The organism is Lactobacillus mulieris, from assembly GCF_007095465.1.
GTDB lineage: Bacteria > Bacillota > Bacilli > Lactobacillales > Lactobacillaceae > Lactobacillus > Lactobacillus mulieris.
Map to the genome: position 1 here is coordinate 113,127 of NZ_SDGL01000005.1, position 22,100 is coordinate 135,226.

The following is a 22,100-nucleotide window of genomic DNA, read 5'->3' on the forward strand; positions in this document are numbered from 1 at the left end:
TCACCTATTCTTCATTATCTGCTGGTTTTTCTTCACCAGCATTTTCACTGTTTCCATTGTCTTCATCAACAAATTCAACTTGAGATTCTGGACGAATATCAATCTTATAGCCTGTTAAACGAGCAGCAAGACGTACATTTTGTCCTTTCTTACCAATTGCTAAAGATAATTGGTAATCAGGAACGATAACTAATGCACTCTTTTCATCTTCATCTTCACCAAATTGAGCAGCAATTACTTCTGCAGGATTAAGAGCATTAGCAATGAAGTCAGCTGGATCATCTTCATATTTTACAATATCAATATTTTCTCCACCTAATTCATTAACTACATTTTGAACACGAGCTCCCTTTGGACCTACACAAGTACCAACAGGGTCAATGTTAGGATCATCTGATTTAACAGCAATCTTGGTTCTATCTCCAGCTTCACGTGCTACCGATACAATTTGAACAGTACCATCGTAAACTTCAGGAACTTCTTGTTCAAATAATCGCTTAACCATATCTGGTGCAGTTCTTGAAACAACAATTTGAGCTCCTTTAGTATCATTACCCACTTTAGTTACCAAAACTCGAATCTTATCTTGTGGGTTGTATACTTCATTTGGCATTTGGTCGCCACGTGGCATAACTGCTTCAACTTTGTCAATCATGACATAAACAAAACGATTATCATGACGTTCTACAACACCTGTCACAAGTTCATCTTGATATTGTGAATATTCGCTGACAATGTGATTTCTTTCAGCTTCACGAAGGCGTTGCATAATTACTTGCTTAGCTGTCTGAGCTGAAATTCTCCCGAAATCTTTAGGAGTTACTTCAAATTTAATTTCATCGCCCACTTCATATGCTTTATTAATTTCGAGTGCATCTTTCAAGCTAACTTCTAAGCGATCATCTTGAACTTCATCAACAACCGTCTTAATAGCCATCACTTTGAAGTTACCCTTTCTTTCATCCAAGTCAACTTCAACATTTTGGGCTTGATTGTAATTCTTTTTATATGCTGCTACAAGGGCAGCCTTAATTGCATCAACAATAATTTCTTGCTTAATACCCTTTTCAGTTTCTAAAGTGGCAAAAGCTTCTAACATTTCTTTAGTCATAAGTTTTTAATCAGCCCTTTCTAAAATTCAATTGCAAATCGAGCGTTTGCAATTGCCCCAATTGGGATTTCCAACTCTTTAGTCCGAGTTTTAATCTTGATTTTTAACGTAATTTTTTTATTATCTCTACTTAATAAAGTACCATCAAAAGACTTTTGTCCATCAATCTTTTGGTAGCAAGCTACGTGGATATATTTATTTAAAGCCTTATTCCAATCGCGTTCATTCTTAATTGGACGTTCCAAACCTGGTGAAGATAACTCCAACATATATGGTTCTGTAAAAGGATCAGGATTTAACTTATCTAGTTCTTCAGAAACTATTTCACTTAAAGCGGCAATTTCTTCAATGTCAATTCCACTTTCTCCGCGATCAACATAGATACGCAAATAATATTGATTTTTTTCTTTTACGTATTCAACATCAACTAATTCGTCCCCACGCTTTTCAGCTAAAGGGGTAACTAAATCCGTTACAAGATCAATGATTTTTGTCAAAAAATCTTCCTCCGTACTAAAAAGAGTGAGCATTACTGCTCACTCGAATTGGCTATTCGAACTACGTTTGTTATTATATCACAATCTAGCAAAAATTAAAATAGCGACAATTGATTTTGCTCAGGCATCCCTTCCAAAACACCATTGACTTCTAAATAATCCATAATAGTTTGTGAAACTTTACCTCTCGTTCTTAAATCTTCCTTGGATAAGAATTTCTGTTCAGCTCTTGCTGCAACTATTTGCTTAGCAGCATTATCACCTAAACCAGGAACAGCATTAAATGGTGCCAAAATAGTGTGATCATCAATAATCTTAAAGTTTAACGCTTCTGATTCATTGACATCTACCATTTTTATTTTTATACCACGTTCTAAGCATTCATTGGCAATTTCCAAAACTGTTAATAAAGATTTATCTTTAGCACTTGCATCATTTCCTTGATCTTGAATCTTCTTAATAGCCGCTTTAACAGAATTTTTACCATGGCTCATAGCCACAAGGTCAAACAAATCTGCTCTAACTGAAAAATATGAAGTGTAATAAATCACTGGATAGTAAACCTTAAACCAAGCTATTCGCAAAGCCATTAAAATATAGGCAGTAGCATGTGCTTTAGGGAACATATACTTAATTTTCAAGCAAGATGGAATATACCAATCAGGAATATTATTGTTCTTTTTTAAGACAGCCATATCATCATCACTAATTCCACGACCATGTCGAACAGATTCCATTGTTGAAAAGGCTACTTCTGGCTTAACTCCCCAGTGAATCAAGTCCATCATAATATTATCACGACATCCAATAACATTCTTTAATTTGCAAGTTCCATTGTTAACTAAGTCTTCTGCATTTCCTAGCCAAACATCAGTACCATGTGATAATCCTGAGATTTGTAGCAATTCAGAAAAAGTCGTTGGATTTGTTTCTTCAAGCATTCCGCGAACAAATTTTGTTCCAAATTCTGGTACACCCAGTGTTCCTGTCTTTGAAGCTATTTGTTCAGGAGTTACTCCTAAAATATCTGTTCCAGAAAATAATGACATAACTCCTGGATCATCAGGTGGTATTGTCATTGGGTCAACTCCGCTTAAATCTTGCAACATTCTGATCATAGTTGGATCATCGTGTCCAAGAATATCAAACTTTAAGATATTATCGTGAATTGAGTGGAAATCAAAGTGTGTTGTTAACCAAGCTGCATTTAAATCATCTGCCGGATATTGCACTGGAGTAAAATCATATATATCCATGTCATCCGGAACTACAACAATCCCAGCTGGGTGCTGACCTGTGGTTCTTTTAACACCTGACGTCCCAGTTGCTAAGCGATCTAATTCAGCGGAACGCAAGTTTAAATTACGTTCTTCTTCAAAATGCTTAGCATATCCATAAGCTGTCTTATCTGCAACAGTAGAAATAGTTCCCGCTCTAAATGAATTAGCTGGTCCAAACATAACTCTAATATAATTATGAGCTACAGGTTGATAATCTCCTGAGAAATTCAAATCAATATCTGGAACCTTGTCACCATGGAATCCCAAGAAAGTTGCAAATGGAATATCTTGGCCATCTTTTACTAATTCTGTACCACATTCTGGACACTTTTTGTCTGGCAAGTCGAACCCTGATCCATATTCACCATTTTCAAAGAAATGTGAATATTTACATTTAGGGCAACGATAATGTGGCGCCAAAGGATTTACCTCTGTAATTCCAGACATTGTTGCAACCAGACTAGATCCAACTGACCCACGAGAACCAACCAAATATCCATCTTTATTAGACTTGGCCACTAGTTTTTGTGAAATCAAATAAATAACAGCATACCCATTAGAAATAATTGAATTTAGTTCTAATTCAATTCGGTCTTTAACAATTTTAGGTAATGGCTTTCCATACAATTCATAGGCTTTATTATAGGTTAAATCTGTCATTTGTTGATCTGCATCTTTAATGTGTGGTGGATAAAGACCACTTTTTACGGGAGCAATATCTTCAATTTCATCAGCGATTTTATTAGTATTATCAATCACTATTTCTTTAGCAATATCTTCTCCCATAAAACTAAAAGCATCTAACATCTCTTGAGTAGAATAAAAATGCAATTTTGGTTGTGGTTTATTACGATTAGGATTTGATCTTTGAGCTGCAATTAAAATTTCTCGATAAATTTTATCTTCCGGATTTAGATAATGACAATCCCCTGTTGCAACAACTGGGATATTCAATTCCTGACCTAATTTGTAAATGTTTTTTAGAATTTCTTCTAATTGATTCTCATCTTTAATCAATTCATCTGCTATTAATTGTGAATACGCAGCTGGTGGTTGAACTTCTAAAAAGTCATAGAATTTGGCTTTTTCTCTTGCTTCATCATAACCCTTTTGCATCATGGTGATGAATACATCACCCTTCCAGCAACCACTACCAAACAGCAAACCTTCTCGATATTTTCTTAATTCTGAAATAGGTGTTCTAGGTTCACGATAAAAATACTGTGTACTTGCTAAAGAAACTAGTTTATACATATTCTTTAAGCCCTTTTGGGTTAAAGCTAAGACTGTCATATGAGCTGGTTTAGCACGTTTATATACTTGACCAAATTTAGCATAATCATTCATTTTTCCTAAATCATCTTGCTCAAACTTGTCATTAAACGCATCTAACAATTTAAACATCAAATATCCAGTTGCCTCAGCATCTTGATTTGCACGGTGATGGTGTTCAAGAACGACATTATACTTTTTACAAAGTGAATCAAGAGTATGTTTAGTTTGTTCAGGATGAAGTAAACGAGAAACCTCTAAAGTATCTACGACAGGTTGAGTAATTTCCTTTAAACCACTTCTTCTTAACGCAGCATTAACAAATCCCACATCAAATTGAACATTATGCCCACAAAGAGGACGATCTCCATAAAACTCCTGAAATCTCTTTATAACTTCAGCTTCATCATCAGCTTTTGAAACCATTTCATCAGTAATCGAAGTTAAATTAATTGTAGTTTCACTTAATGGATGATGCGGATTAATAAATTCATCAAATCTTTCAATCACTTCGCCGTCTTTCATTTTTACGGCCCCAATTTCAATTATAGTGTCATAAACTGATGAAAGACCAGTAGTTTCAACGTCAAAAATTACAAATTCACGGTTTTCATAAGTCATAGGCGCTGGATTTAAAACTAATAAAGCGTGATCATCTACCATATTAGCTTCTAATCCGTACAAAATTTTCATTTCTTGTTTTTTGCCAGCGCTATATGCTTCAGGAAATGACTGTACATCTCCGTGATCTGTAATTGCTATCGCTTTTTGTCCAAATTTTTTAGCTGTAGAGATAAAATCAGTTGCAGTATTAGTTGCATCAAGCTGACTCATAATAGTATGTAAATGGAGCTCTACTCGCTTTTTATCACCTTCATACTTTTCTGTCCGACCAATATGTTCAATAATTTTGAAATTATTAATATTAAAAACAACGTCATGAACATATTGATCATCTAAGGCACTTCCAGACATTCTAGCCCATACTCCTGGCTTAATACCCTTCAACATTTCAATCTGCTCTTTATCTTTAACAAATTTTTTGAAGGCAATAGAATCTGAATAGTCAGTAATTTCTCCTGAAAAAATATAAGCTCCAGATTTTAATTCATGGGAATCAATATTGAAGATATTTCCTTCGATGACGATATTTCTCATCCCATCTTCAATCTCTTTCATTCCGATTATTTCACTAGCAGGAATGTCTGCTTTACCAAAGTTCTTTTCTCTTGTTTGCCGATTATTATTTGGTGCAACTCTCTTAGGCTTAGGAGGAATATTTTTAAAAGCCTCATTCATGCTTTTTTCGTGTTCTGCTTGCAACTGTTCTAATTGTTCCAAACTTGCCAGATTTGCTTCTTCATTTTGATTCTTAACTTGCAGTTTCAACTTTATATTAAAGAAACCATATCTACGCAAATCAAAACTCAAATTATCTAAATCAGATTGTGAAATCGAATTGGCAAGCATCGGAGTTTCAACTCCAATTATCCAATCACTTGCAACTTTAACTGGCTTTTTACTAGACAAGCATTCACGAGCCATTACAGTCATATTTTCAGTATGACTAACCACAAATGACCAATAATCAGGCAAATATCTATCCGAACCGTCAGCCGTTGATATCATAATATTCACATCAACAAAGGGACTAAATTCTTGTTCTGTGAGCTTAATTAATGCTTCATAAGTATCAAACTTTAGTGGCGTATCAAAAAAAACGTGGATATCCCACTTACGCTTTTTTCCGTAAACATCCACGTTTTCGATTTTACCCTTTTCGAGTAAATCATTGTCACTAAAAGAGTTGGGAAACTTAATCTGCTTCAAAAATCTTAAAAAAAGTTTATTTGAATCTGCCACAAATATTACCTAATCCAATTCTTTTGCAACTAATGCTTCAAGTTCTGCTAAAGTTACCTCACTTGCCTTTTCATCAAGGGGACGCTTAACTTCAACAATACCATCGGCAGCTTTCTTACCAATTGTAATTCTTAATGGTGCTCCTACTAAATCTGCATCTGCAAATTTAACACCTGCACGTTCATTACGATCATCATAAAGAACGTCATATTTATCGCTAAATTTAGCATATAAACTTTCTGCTAATTTAGTTTGAACTTCATCCTTCATCTTCATTTGAATCAGGTGAAGAGCAAATGGTGCAATTTCCTTTGGCCATGCAACACCGTGTTCGGTCAAGTTTTGCTCAACTGCTGCAGATAACATTCTTGTTACACCAATACCGTATGAGCCCATAATAACTGGTTGTGCTTTACCATTTTGATCAAGGAAATCAGCACCCATAGTTTCAGTATAGTAGGTACCCAACTTAAAGATGTGTCCAACTTCAATTGAAGTAGTAAATTGAAGAGGCAAATGATCAACTGGATCTGGTTCACCTTCATTTGCAGTTCTAATGTCTGAAAATTCATCAACTTTGAAGTCACGATTCAAATTAGCGTTTTGGAATTGATAACCAGTTTCATTTGCCCCAACAACAATGTTGTACAAGTCCTTAACTGTTTCATCAGCGATAATCTTATCTGCCCAATCAGCTTTAACTGGACCAACTCCACCTTTTTCGCTACCAGTAACATTAACCAATTCTTCTGCAGTTGCTTCACGAACTTCATTTGCATCTAATAAATGACCCAATTTTACTTCGTTAATTTGCTTATCAGCACGAATTAAGACTAAAATCTTTTGGTCATCAGCCATGTACAAGATACTCTTCACAATTCTAGTAGCAGGCACACGCAAAAATTCAGTCAATTGTTCAATAGTTTCGCAACCAGGTGTAGCAACTTTTTCCATTGGCTTCAATTCTTCAGGTTCTTGCTTAAAGGTATCAATGCTCTTTGCCATTTCAAGGTTTGCAGCATATGTACCTTTTTCATTAGTAGCAATGGTGTCTTCCCCAATTGCTGCTGGAGCTTGAAATTCTGTTGAGTTTTTACCACCCATTGTACCAGAATCTGCAATAACAGGGTGAACAGTAACACCTGCACGTTTGAAGATACGCTTGTAAGCTGCTTTTTGGTCATCAAATTGCTTATCTAACTGTTCTTTTGTAGCTGCAAAGCTGTAGCCATCAAGCATTACAAATTCACGACCGCGCAATAAACCAAATCTTGGACGATTTTCATCACGGAACTTAGTTTGAATTTGGTAAAGTGCAAGAGGCATTTGCTTGTAACTCTTTAAGTTTTTAGCAATAATTTCAGTAAATGTTTCTTCATGAGTTGGACCTAAAAGACTATCACGACCATGACGATCTTTTAGCTTAAACATTTCATCACCATATTTATAGTAACGACCAGATTCTTGCCACAAAGTAGCTGGCAATAAATGTGGCATAATCATTTCGGGAACATTAATCCGATCCATTTCTTCTTCAATGATTCTTTCAGCTTTACGTAATACCCGATAGCCTAAAGGTAAGTATGAATACACACCAGCAGTTACCTGACGTATATATCCACCTCTAATCATTATTTTATGACTTGCTGCTACTGCATCAGCAGGAGCTTCTTTCAAAGTTGGCATAAAAAAATTCGATTGTCGCATAATTAACTCCCTAAATAATTTATTTAATAAAGTAGCGATAAATGTCGTTACCTGTTACTAATATAATCAAAATTAATAAAAATACAACTCCAGCAATTTCAACTGCAGTTTCATGTTCTTCAGAAATTGGTTTTCCGCGAATCAATTCAACTAGATTCAATAAGAGCTTGCCGCCATCTAATCCAGGAATTGGTAACAAATTCATGATTCCCAAATTAATTGATATCATAGCTAAAAAGACTACAACAGCTGAAATACCAAACTTGCTTACTTGACTAGTCTGAGAATAAATCCCTACAGGACCTGATAACTTGTTTAAGCTAAAATGACTAATTAAATTACCAACCGCTTTAAAAATCAAACCGGTTGTATTCACAGCCATGTTCCACCCTCTAGCCAATTTCACAGAAAAACGTTCATCAGATTTAGCATATATCCCAATTTGATATGCTTTTTCACCATTGTACTTAACGAGTTTGGGTTTAAGAGAAACAGTCTTTGTTTTGTTGCCTCGCTTAATAGTTAGTTGCATTGTTTTGCTTTTATTTTCAGCAACTCTTTCACTAAAATTCTCAAAACTAGTAACTTTTTTCCCATTTACAGCAACTAATTGATCATTTTTCTTCAAAACAGTACTTGCTGGTGAATCTTCCAAAGTTCGTGCAACAGTTGTTGTTGAAGGACCAACTGTTGATATTGACCAAATAATAAAAATTACAAAACCTAAAATTATATTCATCAGTGGTCCTGCAATATTGGTCGCAATTTTTTGCCAAATTTTAGCATTTTGGAATTGTGTGTCTTCAGGAGCTATTGTTAATTCTGTCCCGGTATTATCAATGATTGTTGCATCATGATCAACGGAATACTTAAATTCTTTGCTTTCATCACCATTTTCATAACCCTGAATAGTGAGGTCTTTTACCAAATCAGCCTTAGTTACTTGTAAAGGAATGCCTGAAATCGTTATATCAGATTCTGAAGCGTCGATTCGTACAACTTTACCCGCCTCATCTAAAGCCAAAATAACATTGGTCCCTGGATCAATTGTACTAATATCATCTTTACCAGCTAATCGCACATATCCCCCTAATGGAAGCCAGCGTACGGTATAACTGGTATTTTTCTTTCTAGTTTGGAATAGTTTGGGACCCATTCCAATAGAAAATTCTCGCACTAAAACACCACTTTTTTTCGCAACGAAAAAGTGACCAAATTCATGTACAAATACTAATAGTCCAAAAATGACTAGAAAAATTAAAACTGTAGTCATATTTATCCCTTAATAAAAAATAGAGCGATTACAGGTAAAACAAATAACATGCTATCAAAGCGATCTAAAATACCACCATGTCCTGGCAAAATTTTACCTGAATCCTTTACTCCGTAATAACGTTTATAAGCAGATTCTACTAAATCACCCATTTGACCAACAATTGATAAAATAGCACTAGTCCAGATAAGATAACTATAATCTTTTACTAATGGTACTACATTAATATAGATTGCAGAAAAAGCAATTGCACAAACAACTGCACCTATAGATCCTTCCCAAGTTTTATTGGGACTAATCACAGGCCATAATTTATGCTTTCCAAACTTTTTGCCAATCATGTAAGCACCAATGTCCGTTGACCAAACCACAACAAAGACATAGCCTAATAAAGCTAGTCCTAACATCGATCCATGGTCAATATTTCGAATAGCTGCTAAGTAATGAAAACCCGTTCCGATATATAGAGATGCTAGCGTATAAACACCAACGTCATCAAAGCTGGTTTTGTTCTTTGATAAGACTGTCCATGTCAAAAGCAACATAACCATCGTAAAATAAATCCCAGGTCTAGTTACTTCTTTTGGAAAGACATTAAAAAATGTCTTGGGAACCGTCCAGGTCAATGTAGCAAGTAGAGCCAATAAAAAATCAATTGATAAAAGAATTTGCTTCTTCATCAAAAAAATTTCACTAATTCCAACTGCTGCTAATGCTGCTGCAAGCCAATCAATCCAATAGCCACCTGCAACAACAATTGGTATAAATAAAATTAAGGCAATCACTGCCGTAATTGTACGTTGTTTCATATATTCTCTCTTTATAATTTACCAAATCGGCGATCACGCCCTTGGAAATCCATAATTACTTTTTTCAAATCTTCTTCATTAAAGTCAGGCCAATATTTATCTGTAAAAGCTAATTCTGAATATGCTAATTGCCATAATAGAAAATTAGAAATTCTCTGTTCACCTGATGTTCTTAAAATCAAGTCTGGATCAGGATAAGGTAAATTGGCTGTTAACAACTCTTGATTAACCAATTTATCATTAATATCTTCAAGAGTTATACTTTCATTTTTAACTTGCTTAGCAATTTTCTTAATTGCAGTAGTTATTTCCCTTCTTGATCCATAATTAAAGGCAAAATTTAAAATCATACCAGTATTATTTTTAGTATCTTCCATAGCTTTCTGGGTTACAGCCAATGTCTTATCTGGTAACTCATTTAAAAAGCCCATTATATTAACTTTTACATTATTTTCCATCAATTTAGGCATAAACTTATCGAAAAAAGTAATGGGTAACTTCATCAAATAACTAACTTCATCAGTTGGTCGTCCCCAATTCTCTGTAGAAAAAGCGTAAAGTGTTAAAACCTTTACGCCCATTTCATTTGCTGCCAAGGCAATCTTTTCGATATTTTGCATACCTTGTTTATGCCCCATTACTCGTGGGAGATGGCGCTTTTGAGCCCAACGACCATTACCATCCATAATAATGGCAAGATGATTTAACTCTTTTTCTTTTGTCATTGATTAGCCCTTAGTGATTTCTTTACGCTTTTCATCTGCAAGTTGATCAACACGTTTAGTGGCGTCATCAGTAACTTTTTGAACATCCTTTTCTAAACGCTTTTGTTCATCTTCAGTAATATCGCCATTTTTTTCTTGTTTTTTCAAACTATCCATAGCTTCACGACGAACATTTCTGATTGCAATCTTTGCTTGTTCAGCTTGTTTACCAACTTGCTTGGCAATTTCTTCACGACGTTCACCAGTTAATTGAGGGATTACCAAGCGAATTACATTACCGTCATTTGCCGGAGTAAGTCCCAAATCACTTGCTAGCAAAGCGTGTTCAATATTGTCTAAACTAGACTTATCATAAGGAGTTACTAAAAGAACACGAGCTTCAGGAATAGTAACACTTGACATTTGTGTCAAAGGAGTAGGTACACCGTAGTAATCTACCTTAACCCCTTCTAATAAACTAGCATTTGCAACACCAGCACGAATATTTCCTAATTCTTTTTGATAAACCGCAATAGATTTATCCATATTTTCTTTTGCTTTAGCGATTACATCGTTTGTCATTATTTTCCACCTCTAATTACTGTACCGATATTTTCACCTTCGATAACTTTCTTGATGTTACCTTCAGTATTCACGTTAAAGACAATTAATGGAATATCTGTATCCATTGATAATGAACTTGCAGTTCTATCCATTACTTTCAAGTTCTTTGAAATTACATCTAATTGAGTTAATTCATCATATTTTGTTGCACTAGGATCAATTTTTGGATCAGCTGAATATACACCATCAACACCATTTTTTGCCATTAAAATTACATCTGCATCAATTTCGGCTGCTCGTAAAGCTGCTGTAGTATCCGTTGAGAAATATGGGTTACCAGTACCACCACCAAAAATCACAACACGTCCCTTTTCAAGGTGACGAACTGCTCTTCTTCTAATATATGGTTCAGCAACTTGTCTCATCTCAATTGATGTTTGAACTCTCGTAGGAACACCTACATGTTCTAAACCATCTTGCAAGGCTAAACCATTCATAATTGTTGCGAGCATTCCCATGTAGTCTGCTTGTGAACGTTCCATTCCAAGCTTGGCACCAGTTTCCCCACGCCACATGTTACCACCACCACAGACAACACCAATTTCAACACCTAAATTATGAATTGATTTAATTTCTTTTGCTAAGTGGCTAATGACAATTGGATCAATACCTACACCCTTAGGTCCGGCTAAAGCTTCACCACTAACCTTTAAAATGATTCGTTTATACTTAACTTGACTCATAATAACCTCCTAGTGTTTTGCTTTTAACATTTTACCATACTTGAGTCTAGAATGTTTTGTTGATTATCTTATATCTGAATAATTTTAAGCAAAAAAAAGAAGCACAGAGTGCTTCTTTTTTTGAAAATTACTTCATTTGTTCACGAACTTCAGCAGCAAAGTCTTCTTGCTTCTTTTCGATGCCTTCACCAACTTCGAAACGTTCAAAGTTAACTACAGTAGCGTTTTGTGACTTAACGTAAGCTTCAACAGTCATGTCTGAGTCCTTAACATATGCTTGATCAACCAAGCAGATTTCGCTCAAGTACTTGTTTACACGACCTTCAACAATTCTAGGAACGATGTTAGCTGGCTTGCCTTCATTTTCAGTTTCCTTAGTGAATACAGCCTTTTGACGTTCTAATTCGTCTGCAGGAACAGAATCCTTATTCAAGTATTCTGGGTTAATTGCAGCAACGTGCATTGCAATGTTCTTAGCTGCTTCTTCGTTGCCACCCTTTAAGGTAACTAATGCAACGATAGCACCACCATTGTGCTTGTATGCGCCAAATACTTCATCATCGTTCTTGTTGATAAGCTTAAATCTTCTGAAAGTAATCTTTTCACCAATTACGGCTGTAAGATTAGTTGTTGCACTTTCAATAGTGCCATCAGCTAAAGGAGCATTCAATGCTTCTTCCATGTTCTTAGGCTTTGCAGCTAAAACAGCCTTAGTAATATCATTAACTAAGTTAATGAACTTGTCGTTTGAAGCAACAAAGTCAGTTTCTGAGTTAACTTCAACAAGTGCAGCAGTATTACCTTCAAATGCGAATTCTGCTAAACCTTCTGCAGCAATTCTGCCACTCTTCTTAGCAGCTTTAGCAACACCGTTTTCTCTTAAGATGTCGATTGCTCTTTCCATGTCTCCTTCAGCTTCAACTAAAGCCTTCTTGGAGTCCATCATACCAGCACCGGTACGTTCACGTAATTCCTTAACTTGTGCAGCAGTAATTTTTGCCATTAATAATTCCTCCTATGGAACTAAAAGTAAAAATTAATCTTCGTCAGCTTCATTAGCTACTTCTTCCATTGACTTTTCGTCAGTAGATTCTGCAGCCTTATCAGCCATTTCTTGTTCAACGTTTTCATCGTCTTCGCCTTGCTTGCCTTCAATTACGGCATCAGCCATAGCACCGGCAATTAAACGAATAGCACGAATTGCGTCATCGTTAGCTGGAATGATTACGTCAATTGGAGTAGGATCAGTGTTAGTGTCAACCATGGCAACAACAGGGATACCAAGCTTGTTTGCTTCGTGAACCGCAATCTTTTCCTTCTTAGGGTCAACAACGAACATTACATCTGGAATTCTTGGCATATCTTCGATACCACCTAAGAATCTTTGTAATTTATCCATTTCCTTAGTCAAAAGAGCAACTTCCTTCTTAGGTAACAAGTCGAAAGTGCCATCTTCTGACATAGCCTTCAATTGCTTCAAACGCTTAACACGACTTTGAATAGTAGTCCAGTTAGTCAAAGTACCACCTAACCAACGTTGGTTTACGTAGTATTGACCTGCACGAGTAGCTTCTTCCTTAATAGCTTCTTGTGCTTGCTTCTTAGTACCTACGAATAAGAATACACCATCGTTTTGTGCAACAGCCTTAACGTAGTTGTATGCATCATCTAACATCTTGATGGTCTTTTGTAAGTCGATAATGTAGATGCCATTTCTTTGAGTAAAGATGTATGGCTTCATCTTTGGATCCCATCTTCTAGTTTGGTGACCAAAGTGTACACCAGCTTCAAGCAATTGCTTCATTGTTACAACTGACATAAAAAAATCCTCCTATGGTTTAATACCTCTCAAGGGATCAACTCGACACTTGACCTTTCGGCACCATATGCCAATCGCCCTTGATGTGTGTTTTTTAATTATATGCAAATACGCATACTGTCTTATTTTATCAAAGCGGTATTAAAATTTCAACTGTCGCATTTAAAAATTATATTGTAACATTATGGTCTTTTAAGAATTGTTCCTTCCAACTTCTAGAATGATGTTTAAACCAGTATTCACGTTTTAGAGCTTGCTGTTTATCATTAAAGCATTCGTGATAAATCATTTTTACAGGTCTTCTACTTTTGGTATATTTTGCTCCTTTACCACTATTATGTGCATTTAACCGCTGCTTCAGGTCAGTTGTAAAACCGCCATACAGAGTATTATCATTGCAAAGTAAGACGTAAAAATAATACTTATTCTTTAGCTCTGCTTCTTGGGCCAATAAAAATTGATTGATTTCTGGATTATAATGCCCATCACTTGTCTGAGTTACTATTGGGCTTTTCAAAATCAATCCATCACTTGCTCCATTTTTACTAGCCGTAATAACAATAAGATTGCTCTCTTTATGGGAACTAGACGTATATGGCTGTATCTTTTTAACAGGTAAATTATATTTTTGACAAAAATAGCAAATTTCACCTAAACGCTCTGGTCGATGTACCATTACTAACCGGCCTTTATTTTTTAATACTTGGCTAGCTTGCAAAATAATATGTTCTAGATCTACTAAAATCTCATGTCTAGCGAGCGCTTTTTTTTCATTTGGATTAACAACATGACCAGGCGCAACTTTAAAGTATGGTGGATTAACCAAAACCATATTGTTTTGTCTCCCCACAAACTTAGTTGCATCATTCACATCACCCAAAAAGCACTCAATTCTATTTTCTAAATGATTAAGTTCAACTGATCTTTTCCCCTGGTCATATGCATGATCTTGTATTTCAATTGTTTTAAAATGTGCCTCTGTTCGATGCGCCAAGTAAATACTAGCCGCACAATTTCCGGCACAAAACTCAACTATTTGATCACGATCTTTAATGTAATCTAAACAGCCTGCTGCTAATAAAATTGTATCCAATGAGAAACTAAAAGCTTCTTTATCTTGAATTATTTGAATTTGATTACTATAAATGTGATCAATTTTTTCACCATTTTTAAGTTTCATAATTTGCTTTTTGTCCTTTTCATCTTATTTGATATAATAAGTCTACAATATTGGAGGTAATTTATGTTTTACAAAATCATTCGGCCGATTGTTAGATTTATCGTCTGGATTTTAAATGGGCATTTACACGTTCATAATAAAGAAAGATTGCCAGAAGGAACATACATTTTAGTTGCTCCCCATCGCACATGGTGGGAACCAATTTTATTTGCACTTGCAACCAGCCCAATGACTTATATGTTTATGGCAAAAAAGGAACTCTTTAAGAATCCAATTTTATCTTTTATTTTACGCCATGCTGGTGCGTTTCCAGTAGATAGGAAAAATCCAGGACCATCTGCATTAACTATTCCAGTAAAAGGCTTGCGTAAAGATCAAGATTCACTGATGATTTTCCCTTCCGGAACTCGTCATTCTGCTGAATTAAAGAGCGGAGCTTTTGTCATTGCTAAAATGTCTGGCAAACCACTTTTACCAGTTGTATATCAAGGTCCGCTTACTTTTAAAGACTTCCTCAAACGAAAACCACTTGAAGTTGTGATTGGCAATCCCATAACAATTGATCGTAAATCTAAGATTGATCAAGAAACTACGCCTATTCTATATAAGCAATTAGAAGATGCCTGGGCAAAACTTGATCATGATCAAAATCCAAATTTCAAATATATTCCTAAATAAAAATGAAGTGCAGTTGCACTTCATTTTTTCTATCCACGTTCTTGTTGTAAACGATATAAATCATAATAATAGCCCTTCTTAGATAACAATTCCTCATGATTACCTGTTTCAACAATTTTTCCTCGATCAAGTACAATAATTTTGTCTGCATCTTTAATTGTTGAAAGCCGATGGGCAATTGCCAAAGTAGTTCTTCCTTGACGTAATTTCTTCAATCCATTTTGAATTAGCGTTTCTGTTTCAGTATCTACATTAGCAGTCGCTTCATCTAAAACCAAAATTTTAGGGTTAGTTACCAAAGTTCTAGCAAAAGATATTAACTGACGTTGACCACTTGAAAATTCACTTCCACCTTCAATCACTTTACTGTCATACTTATCAGGTAGTTCTTCAATAAAACTATCAGCTTGGACTTGCTTAGCTGCTTTGACAATAGCTTCATCACTAATTTCTTTATTATACAAGCGAATATTACTTTTAATATCCCCATAAAACATAAATGGTTCTTGCAAAACTAAGCCCATCTTTTTTCGTAATTCAGCTGGACTAAAATTTCGAATATCATGACCATCTAATAAAATCTGGCCTGAATGAAATTCATAAAAACGCATCATAATATTTATTAAAGAACTTTTTCCACTTCCAGTATGACCAACTATTCCAAGTGTTTGGCCAGGTTTTAAAGTGAAAGAAATATCATGTAAAACGTCATTTTTACCATCATAAGAAAAAGAAACATGTTTAAACTCAATTTTTCCTAATTCAATTTTGGCATTAGAATCAACAGACTGTTGAGGTTCCAATTCTGTTTCATCTAGAATTTTAAAAATTCGTTTTCCCGCAACAATACCATCTGTAAATGATGTTAAAGAATCCATCATTGAACTAATTGGATTAAAAAAGCTTTGAATATAATTGGAAAAAGCATAAATAACACCCGCTGCCACAAAAACGCTTCTTGTTGGAAAGCCAAAATAAAGCAAACTGACCGCAATTGCAACATTGTAAAGCAAACTAGTAAGTGGAGAAAGTAAAAGAGCGTTCATTTTTACAAGCTTCATTCTTGTTTTTAATTGTGCATTGGTAATATCTTCAAACTCAGCTTGAATTCTCTTTTCTTGCCGGAATTGTTGAATAACATTTATTCCTGTAATACTTTCATTTAATTTGGTATTTATCAAACTATTGCGCTCTCGATATTCTCGGTATAATCGTGAATTATAGTAGGAATACAGCCACATAACCAAAAGTAATAACGGTAAAAATGCCAGAATAATTAAGCCGGCAATCTTATCAGTATAATACATTGCTACAAAAGCTGTAATCATAGAAATAATTCCAATCATAACTGCAGAAAACATTGATAAAAAAGTACTTAAAGTCATAGTGTCATTAGTTATTCTGGATAGAATTGATCCAGCTGGGTTTTGGTCAAAATAACGCATCCCTAATTGATGTAATTTCTGATATAAAACACGCCGAACTTTTTCTAATGTTTTCTCTCCAGCTAGGGAATAATAATACTCATAAAAGAATTGGAGCAGTGCCTTACTAATTAGCCCAAGCAAATAAATAGCTGCTACCCCATAAATAATCTGCCATGTTGCATTCTTATGAGCCAAAAAGTGATCCATGTAATATTGTAAAAATCTTGGCAAGAGAATATTTATCACACTTACTAATAATGCCCCGAGCAATGACGCAAAAAATTCTACTTTATATAGCAAAACAAATTTAAAAATTCGCTTAAATATTTGTTTTTGTTCTTTAAAGCTAATTGCCTTAGACCAGATAGATTCGTAATCCTTATTCAATTCCTTCACCTACCTTCTTTTCAAGTTCTTGTCTATCCCACATCTCCTTATACCAACCATCTTCTGCAAGTAACTGTTGATGTGTACCTCGTTCAATAACCTGACCATTTTTTAAAACTAAAATCAAATCAGCATTCATTACACTACTTAGACGATGAGCAGCAATAATCGTTGTTTTATCTTTTCGACACTTTTGCAAATTATTTAAAATATTCTTTTCTGTCTTGGCATCAACTGCTGATAAGGCATCATCTAGAATTAAAATTTGACTGTCCTTTATTAAAGCCCTGGCAATTGCCAAGCGTTGTTTTTGACCTCCAGAAAGCGAAACACCATTTTCTCCAACTAAAGTGTCATATTTATTGGGAAAAAGCATAATATCACTATCTAAAGCTGCTTCTTGAGCTGCTTTTCTAACTTGCTTGAGTGTAGCTTCTGGTTCAGCAAAGCGAATATTATCTGCAATCGAAACTGAAAACAAAAAATTCTTTTGTGGCACATATGAAATCTGACTCAAATACGAATCTAAAGCAATATCTTTGATGTTTTTGCCAGCCAATTTAATTTGCCCCTGATAATTGTCAAAATCTCTCATTAGCAGTTCAATTATTGTCGATTTACCTGCTCCAACTTTTCCAACTAGTCCCAGAGTTTGCCCAGGTTGTAGATTAAAATTAATATTCTGCAAGGCCAATCTATTTTTTTCATCAGGATATTTAAACTGATCAATATTTACTTCTAAATCGCCAGTTATTGTAGCAACTTGATGATCTGCTTGGTCTTTAATTAAAGACTTTTCGCTTAACAAGCTCATAACTCGCTTGTAGCTAGCACTCCCTCTTTCAATCAAATTAAACAAATAACCAATAGCAAACATTGGCCACTCAAGACTCCCGATATAAGCGACAAATGAAACAAGTTGTCCAATATTAATTTCATTAGACTGGACCATTTGACCACCAGCAATAATGGTAATTACATAAGTAAAACCAATAATTAGAGTAGTCAACGGATCATATAATGAATCGATTTTAAAAACACGTTTATTAATGCGAATTGTATCATGTGTCATTTTATTGAATGCTGCAATATCTTCTTGTGCTTGACCAAATGTTTTTAAAACTTTAATCCCAGTAATTGATTCTTGAGTTTTATTGTTTAATTGGCTAAAAGCTTCTTGACTATTTCGATATGCTTCATGAAGCTTTGTCCCTAGAAAGCGAGCCATTAAAGCAAGCAAAGGCATTGGAATCATAGCAATCAAAGTCAAGCGCCAATCAACAAAAATCATCATGGCAATTAATGTCGTTCCACCAGTAAAAACTGCATCAACTAATGCTAATATTCCATCACCGGCTACATATTGGATAGCAGAAATATCATTAGTAGCATGGGCCATCAAATCACCAGTTCGATGGCGCTGATAAAAAGTACGATCCATCTTTAAAAAATGCCAATATAATTTTGTGGTTAAATCACGAGCTAAGATCTGAGCGCCACCCCAAAGTTGACTCCGCCAGCCAAAGCGAAAAACATATAATAAAAGTGCAGCTACCAGTATTCCAAGAACATTAATAATAAATTCCATCCAACTTATTTTTCCTTGGTTAAGTAGTTCTGCCATTCTCCCGAGAGCGAGTGGTGGAATCAAATTAACAAAGGAGGTTAAAATTAAAAATAAAATACCAAAAAAGTAGCGTTTTTTATATTTCTTAAAAAACCAGCTTAATTTTATGAAAATATCCATAAATTCCTCCTCTTTATTTTTTAATGATATATGTAAAAAAAGAAGCAGGAAAAATCCCGCTCCAATAATCAACTAATGCTTTGAAAATTAGTTCTTTTGTTGATGCTTCATCATGTTCATTACTTGGTTAACCTTCTTAGCAGATGGTTTTTGCCCCATTTGAGACATCATAGCAACAATCATATCTTGATTAATTGGTGGATTTTCTTGGAAATACTTTTTCATGTATGCACGTGCTCCATAAAAGCCCCCAACAAGGCCAATTAATAAAGCAGCGATGATTAAAATAATTGCTAAACCTAAATTCATTCTCTTTTACCTCCGTTTTAGTCTTTTCTTAAGCCTTTGCGGCGTTGTGCGCGTTTCGCCTTTTCTGAAGTAATTTCTTTGCCATTTTTATCAATTAAAACCAGATTTTCTATTTGTTGTTTAAATCCAGCTCTAAAATTAGCAATAAACTTTTTATGAAGTTCTTCTCGTTCCGCCTGTTCTTCAGGGGTTAAGCCTTCAGTTTGTTTTTTATGATAAAGTTCGTTAATTCGATTACGAACACGTTCTTCTTCTTTTTTATCCATAGGTTTTTCACCTCACAACAATATTAAGTTTACATTATTATAAGAAATAAAAAAAGGCTTTTTTTCAGGAACAAGCGTTTGTTGAAAGTGACACAATCTGCTATAATTAGGCATAAGAACAGATACGGAGACAATATTATGACATTAAAAGAAGATTCTAACCAATTCAAGATTCTTGAATTTATTTATAACACAGTTGAAGATCGTGGATTTCCACCTACGGTTCGTGAAATTTGTGAAGCAGTTGATTTATCATCTACTTCAACAGTTCACGGCCACCTCAATCGTCTAGTGAAAACTGGCTATTTATTTAAAGACCCAAGTAAGCCACGCGCTCTTGAAATTACTCAAGAAGGTTTAAATGCCTTAGGGGTTGATCCTGGGATTCCATATCTTGGAACTGTTGCTGCTGGAGATCCAGATACCGCTTTAGCAGATGATAGCGGAGCAGAATATTACGTGCAGCGACCAGAGCGTTTTGATAAGCGTGACCCTTTATACATGTTAAAAGTTGACGGTATGAGTATGATTGAACGAGGTATCTATCCAGATGATTTAGTAATCGTTCGCCATCAAAATGTCGCTGCCCAAGGTGATTTAGTTGTGGCTTATACTGAAAATAATGGTACTACTTTAAAAGAACTGGTTCGAGACCGTAGCTCTAAACAGTTGCGCTTAAAGGCTTACAATAAAGAAATGTATCCTGATGAACTTTTGCCAGATACTAACTTTAAGATTTGTGGAAAGGTAGTTGCATTAAATAGAGATTATTAAAATTATAGAATGAATGTTTTGAACGTTTTAGTAATTCTCGAAACTATGATATCTTCTAGTTAATAAATAGTTAAAATATAAATTTTAGTCAGTTCCTTAATTGGAGCTGATTTTTTTGATTTCTTTCCAATAAAAAGCATTGCAATACAAGATCAATAAAGCACAACTTATTAACTCCAACTCAAGATCGGTATCATGTCTTAAGTAATATGATTAAAAACTAAACATAAATAACAAATTTAAAATTCAAATAGGCACTCAATAGAAAAAACTATAGATTATAAATTACTGATTTAAATCCGTGACAAATATCAAGATATGGTAAACCAAAAGCTAATATATATAACTATATACAGCCTGAGAATTGTAATAACAAATAATTGACTATCCTAATACATATAAGATTACTACTTAATATTTAAATTTAAAGTTGATTCTCTTTCAACTACATATGATTCCATTTCGTACATATGTGGTTTTGTATGATAGTTTATTTGATTAATCAGTACTTGTACCGCTTTTTTGCCAATCGCTTCCAATGGTTGTGCAAGTGATGTTAATCTTGGATTCATTTCTCTAGCTAACAGTGTATTGTCAAAACCGGCAATTTTAATATCATTTGGTATGTCATACCCTTGCATTTTAAAAGCATTTATCGCTTCACATGCTGATATATCATCATTTGCAAAAAATACTTCACTTCCAATTTCTTTATTACTTATATATTCTTTTACTGATTCTGCAACTAATGTTGCATTCATATTTTTAGGTGGATTACACTCAATGATATCTGTTAATTGCACTCCTTGATTTTTTAAATAATCTTTAAATCCTGCAAATTTTCTAGCTGACGTCGAATTACTAATTGGACCAATATATCCAATTTTCTTAAATCCAGAATTGATAAAATGCTTTGCAATTTGTTCTCCCCCTTTATAGTGAGAGATATATATAGAATTGAAATTATTAATTTTTTTTGTAATTACAGTAACAGGTATAGATATTTTCTTGTATACAGAAACACTTTCTCTTTCAGATACAGGTACGGCGATGATACCGTCCACCTTTCTTTTTTTATATTCGGCAATAATATTTTTTTCTTTTTCGATTTTTCTATTTGTGTTAGAAATTACAATACTATATCCTTCATAAAAAGCCTGGCGCTCTATCGCTTCAATAATTTCGCTAAAAAATGGATATGCAATCTCAGGAACAATAACACCTATCAAGTTAGTACTATTTCCAGCCAAACTTTGAGCAATCATATTTGGTTCATAATTCATTTTTTTTACCCAGTACATGACTTTCTTCCTTGTATCCGCTTTCACTGAAGGATGATTTGAAAGTACTCTAGAAACTGTTGCTCGTGAGACGCCAGCTTTATCTGCGATTTCTTGCATACTAGTCATTAAATTTTCCTCCTTGCTCATTATAAATATAATATTATTTTAAAAAATATGATAGCACAAATAATCTAGACCTCCTTAATATTGCTTGATTTATTATTAAAATAAACCCAAATATTTATCCTAATATTTTTCGGATTAAATATTTGGGTTCATTTTTGTGTAACTAAATATTATTTGAACTATCCTTCTTAAATATACTACTAAACGCGTGGTGCTAGTTAAATCTTTCTAGACAATAAGCCAAATTATAAGCTAAAATTGCAATTTCCAACCGGCTTTGA

Annotated in this window: 19 protein-coding genes; 2 read left to right on the plus strand and 17 right to left on the minus strand. The window is 34.4% G+C overall.

Annotated elements, in window-relative coordinates; all coding sequences use genetic code 11:
- Positions 1 to 4: 4 nt before the first annotated feature.
- The 12 genes from nusA to ETI37_RS03440 all read right to left on the minus strand — a co-directional run bounded on the left by nusA (position 5) and on the right by ETI37_RS03440 (position 14,822).
- Entirely contained in the window at positions 5 to 1,111 is a 1,107-nt protein-coding gene (gene nusA, locus ETI37_RS03385; protein WP_006586863.1) for a transcription termination factor NusA, read from the minus strand.
- A 20-nt stretch (positions 1,112 to 1,131) separates the two neighbouring features.
- Positions 1,132 to 1,608, minus strand: a complete 477-nt coding sequence (gene rimP / locus ETI37_RS03390; protein WP_006587352.1) for a ribosome maturation factor RimP — start codon at positions 1,606 to 1,608, stop codon at positions 1,132 to 1,134.
- A gap of 95 nt (positions 1,609 to 1,703) precedes the next feature.
- Positions 1,704 to 6,023: a PolC-type DNA polymerase III gene (locus ETI37_RS03395; protein WP_006586865.1), complete on the minus strand. Its 4,320-nt coding sequence runs from the start codon at positions 6,021 to 6,023 to the stop codon at positions 1,704 to 1,706.
- A 9-nt stretch (positions 6,024 to 6,032) separates the two neighbouring features.
- Complete coding sequence (locus ETI37_RS03400; RefSeq protein ID WP_006586866.1) at positions 6,033 to 7,730, minus strand: proline--tRNA ligase; 1,698 nt, start codon at positions 7,728 to 7,730, stop codon at positions 6,033 to 6,035.
- A 19-nt stretch (positions 7,731 to 7,749) separates the two neighbouring features.
- Complete coding sequence (gene rseP, locus ETI37_RS03405) at positions 7,750 to 9,003, minus strand: RIP metalloprotease RseP (protein WP_006586867.1); 1,254 nt, start codon at positions 9,001 to 9,003, stop codon at positions 7,750 to 7,752.
- 2 nt (positions 9,004 to 9,005) lie between these two features.
- Positions 9,006 to 9,812 (minus strand): phosphatidate cytidylyltransferase, encoded by an 807-nt coding sequence (locus ETI37_RS03410; protein WP_006586868.1) that lies wholly within the window; start codon positions 9,810 to 9,812, stop codon positions 9,006 to 9,008.
- Between the two features lie 11 nt (positions 9,813 to 9,823).
- Positions 9,824 to 10,537 (minus strand): isoprenyl transferase, encoded by a 714-nt coding sequence (locus tag ETI37_RS03415; RefSeq protein WP_006586869.1) that lies wholly within the window; start codon positions 10,535 to 10,537, stop codon positions 9,824 to 9,826.
- Positions 10,538 to 10,540: 3 nt separating this feature from the next.
- Positions 10,541 to 11,098, minus strand: coding sequence for a ribosome recycling factor (frr, locus tag ETI37_RS03420; protein ID WP_006586870.1), 558 nt, complete (start codon positions 11,096 to 11,098; stop codon positions 10,541 to 10,543).
- A complete protein-coding gene (gene pyrH / locus ETI37_RS03425; RefSeq protein WP_006586871.1) occupies positions 11,098 to 11,823 on the minus strand; it encodes a UMP kinase in 726 nt (241 codons plus the stop codon). Before pyrH ends, frr begins: the two co-directional genes overlap by 1 nt.
- A 127-nt stretch (positions 11,824 to 11,950) precedes the next feature.
- The gene (gene tsf, locus ETI37_RS03430; protein ID WP_006586872.1) at positions 11,951 to 12,826 is read right to left on the minus strand and encodes a translation elongation factor Ts; all 876 of its coding nucleotides are present in this window, start codon (positions 12,824 to 12,826) and stop codon (positions 11,951 to 11,953) included.
- Positions 12,827 to 12,859: 33 nt separating this feature from the next.
- Complete coding sequence (rpsB, locus tag ETI37_RS03435; RefSeq protein WP_006586873.1) at positions 12,860 to 13,642, minus strand: 30S ribosomal protein S2; 783 nt, start codon at positions 13,640 to 13,642, stop codon at positions 12,860 to 12,862.
- Between the two features lie 169 nt (positions 13,643 to 13,811).
- Positions 13,812 to 14,822: a GIY-YIG nuclease family protein gene (locus ETI37_RS03440; protein ID WP_006586874.1), complete on the minus strand. Its 1,011-nt coding sequence runs from the start codon at positions 14,820 to 14,822 to the stop codon at positions 13,812 to 13,814.
- Positions 14,823 to 14,885: 63 nt separating this feature from the next.
- Between ETI37_RS03440 and ETI37_RS03445 the strand changes: the two genes are divergently transcribed.
- Positions 14,886 to 15,500 carry a lysophospholipid acyltransferase family protein gene (locus ETI37_RS03445; RefSeq protein WP_006586875.1) on the plus strand — a complete coding sequence of 205 codons (615 nt, stop codon included), beginning with the start codon at positions 14,886 to 14,888 and terminating at the stop codon, positions 15,498 to 15,500.
- A gap of 29 nt (positions 15,501 to 15,529) precedes the next feature.
- Here the strand turns inward: ETI37_RS03445 and ETI37_RS03450 are convergent, their stop codons facing one another.
- From ETI37_RS03450 to ETI37_RS03465, 4 genes are all read right to left on the minus strand, one after another.
- Positions 15,530 to 17,323 (minus strand): ABC transporter ATP-binding protein, encoded by a 1,794-nt coding sequence (locus ETI37_RS03450; RefSeq protein ID WP_006586876.1) that lies wholly within the window; start codon positions 17,321 to 17,323, stop codon positions 15,530 to 15,532.
- Positions 17,307 to 19,061 carry an ABC transporter ATP-binding protein gene (locus tag ETI37_RS03455; RefSeq protein ID WP_034535761.1) on the minus strand — a complete coding sequence of 585 codons (1,755 nt, stop codon included), beginning with the start codon at positions 19,059 to 19,061 and terminating at the stop codon, positions 17,307 to 17,309. Before ETI37_RS03455 ends, ETI37_RS03450 begins: the two co-directional genes overlap by 17 nt.
- An 87-nt stretch (positions 19,062 to 19,148) precedes the next feature.
- Positions 19,149 to 19,370: a YneF family protein gene (locus ETI37_RS03460; RefSeq protein ID WP_006584888.1), complete on the minus strand. Its 222-nt coding sequence runs from the start codon at positions 19,368 to 19,370 to the stop codon at positions 19,149 to 19,151.
- Between the two features lie 17 nt (positions 19,371 to 19,387).
- Positions 19,388 to 19,636, minus strand: a complete 249-nt coding sequence (locus ETI37_RS03465; protein WP_006584889.1) for a DUF896 domain-containing protein — start codon at positions 19,634 to 19,636, stop codon at positions 19,388 to 19,390.
- A 138-nt stretch (positions 19,637 to 19,774) separates the two neighbouring features.
- Between ETI37_RS03465 and lexA the strand changes: the two genes are divergently transcribed.
- A complete protein-coding gene (lexA, locus tag ETI37_RS03470; RefSeq protein ID WP_006586878.1) occupies positions 19,775 to 20,410 on the plus strand; it encodes a transcriptional repressor LexA in 636 nt (211 codons plus the stop codon).
- 407 nt (positions 20,411 to 20,817) lie between these two features.
- Here lexA and ETI37_RS03475 read toward each other — a convergent pair whose 3' ends face one another.
- The gene (locus ETI37_RS03475; protein WP_006587355.1) at positions 20,818 to 21,819 is read right to left on the minus strand and encodes a LacI family DNA-binding transcriptional regulator; all 1,002 of its coding nucleotides are present in this window, start codon (positions 21,817 to 21,819) and stop codon (positions 20,818 to 20,820) included.
- Positions 21,820 to 22,100: the final 281 nt, after the last annotated feature.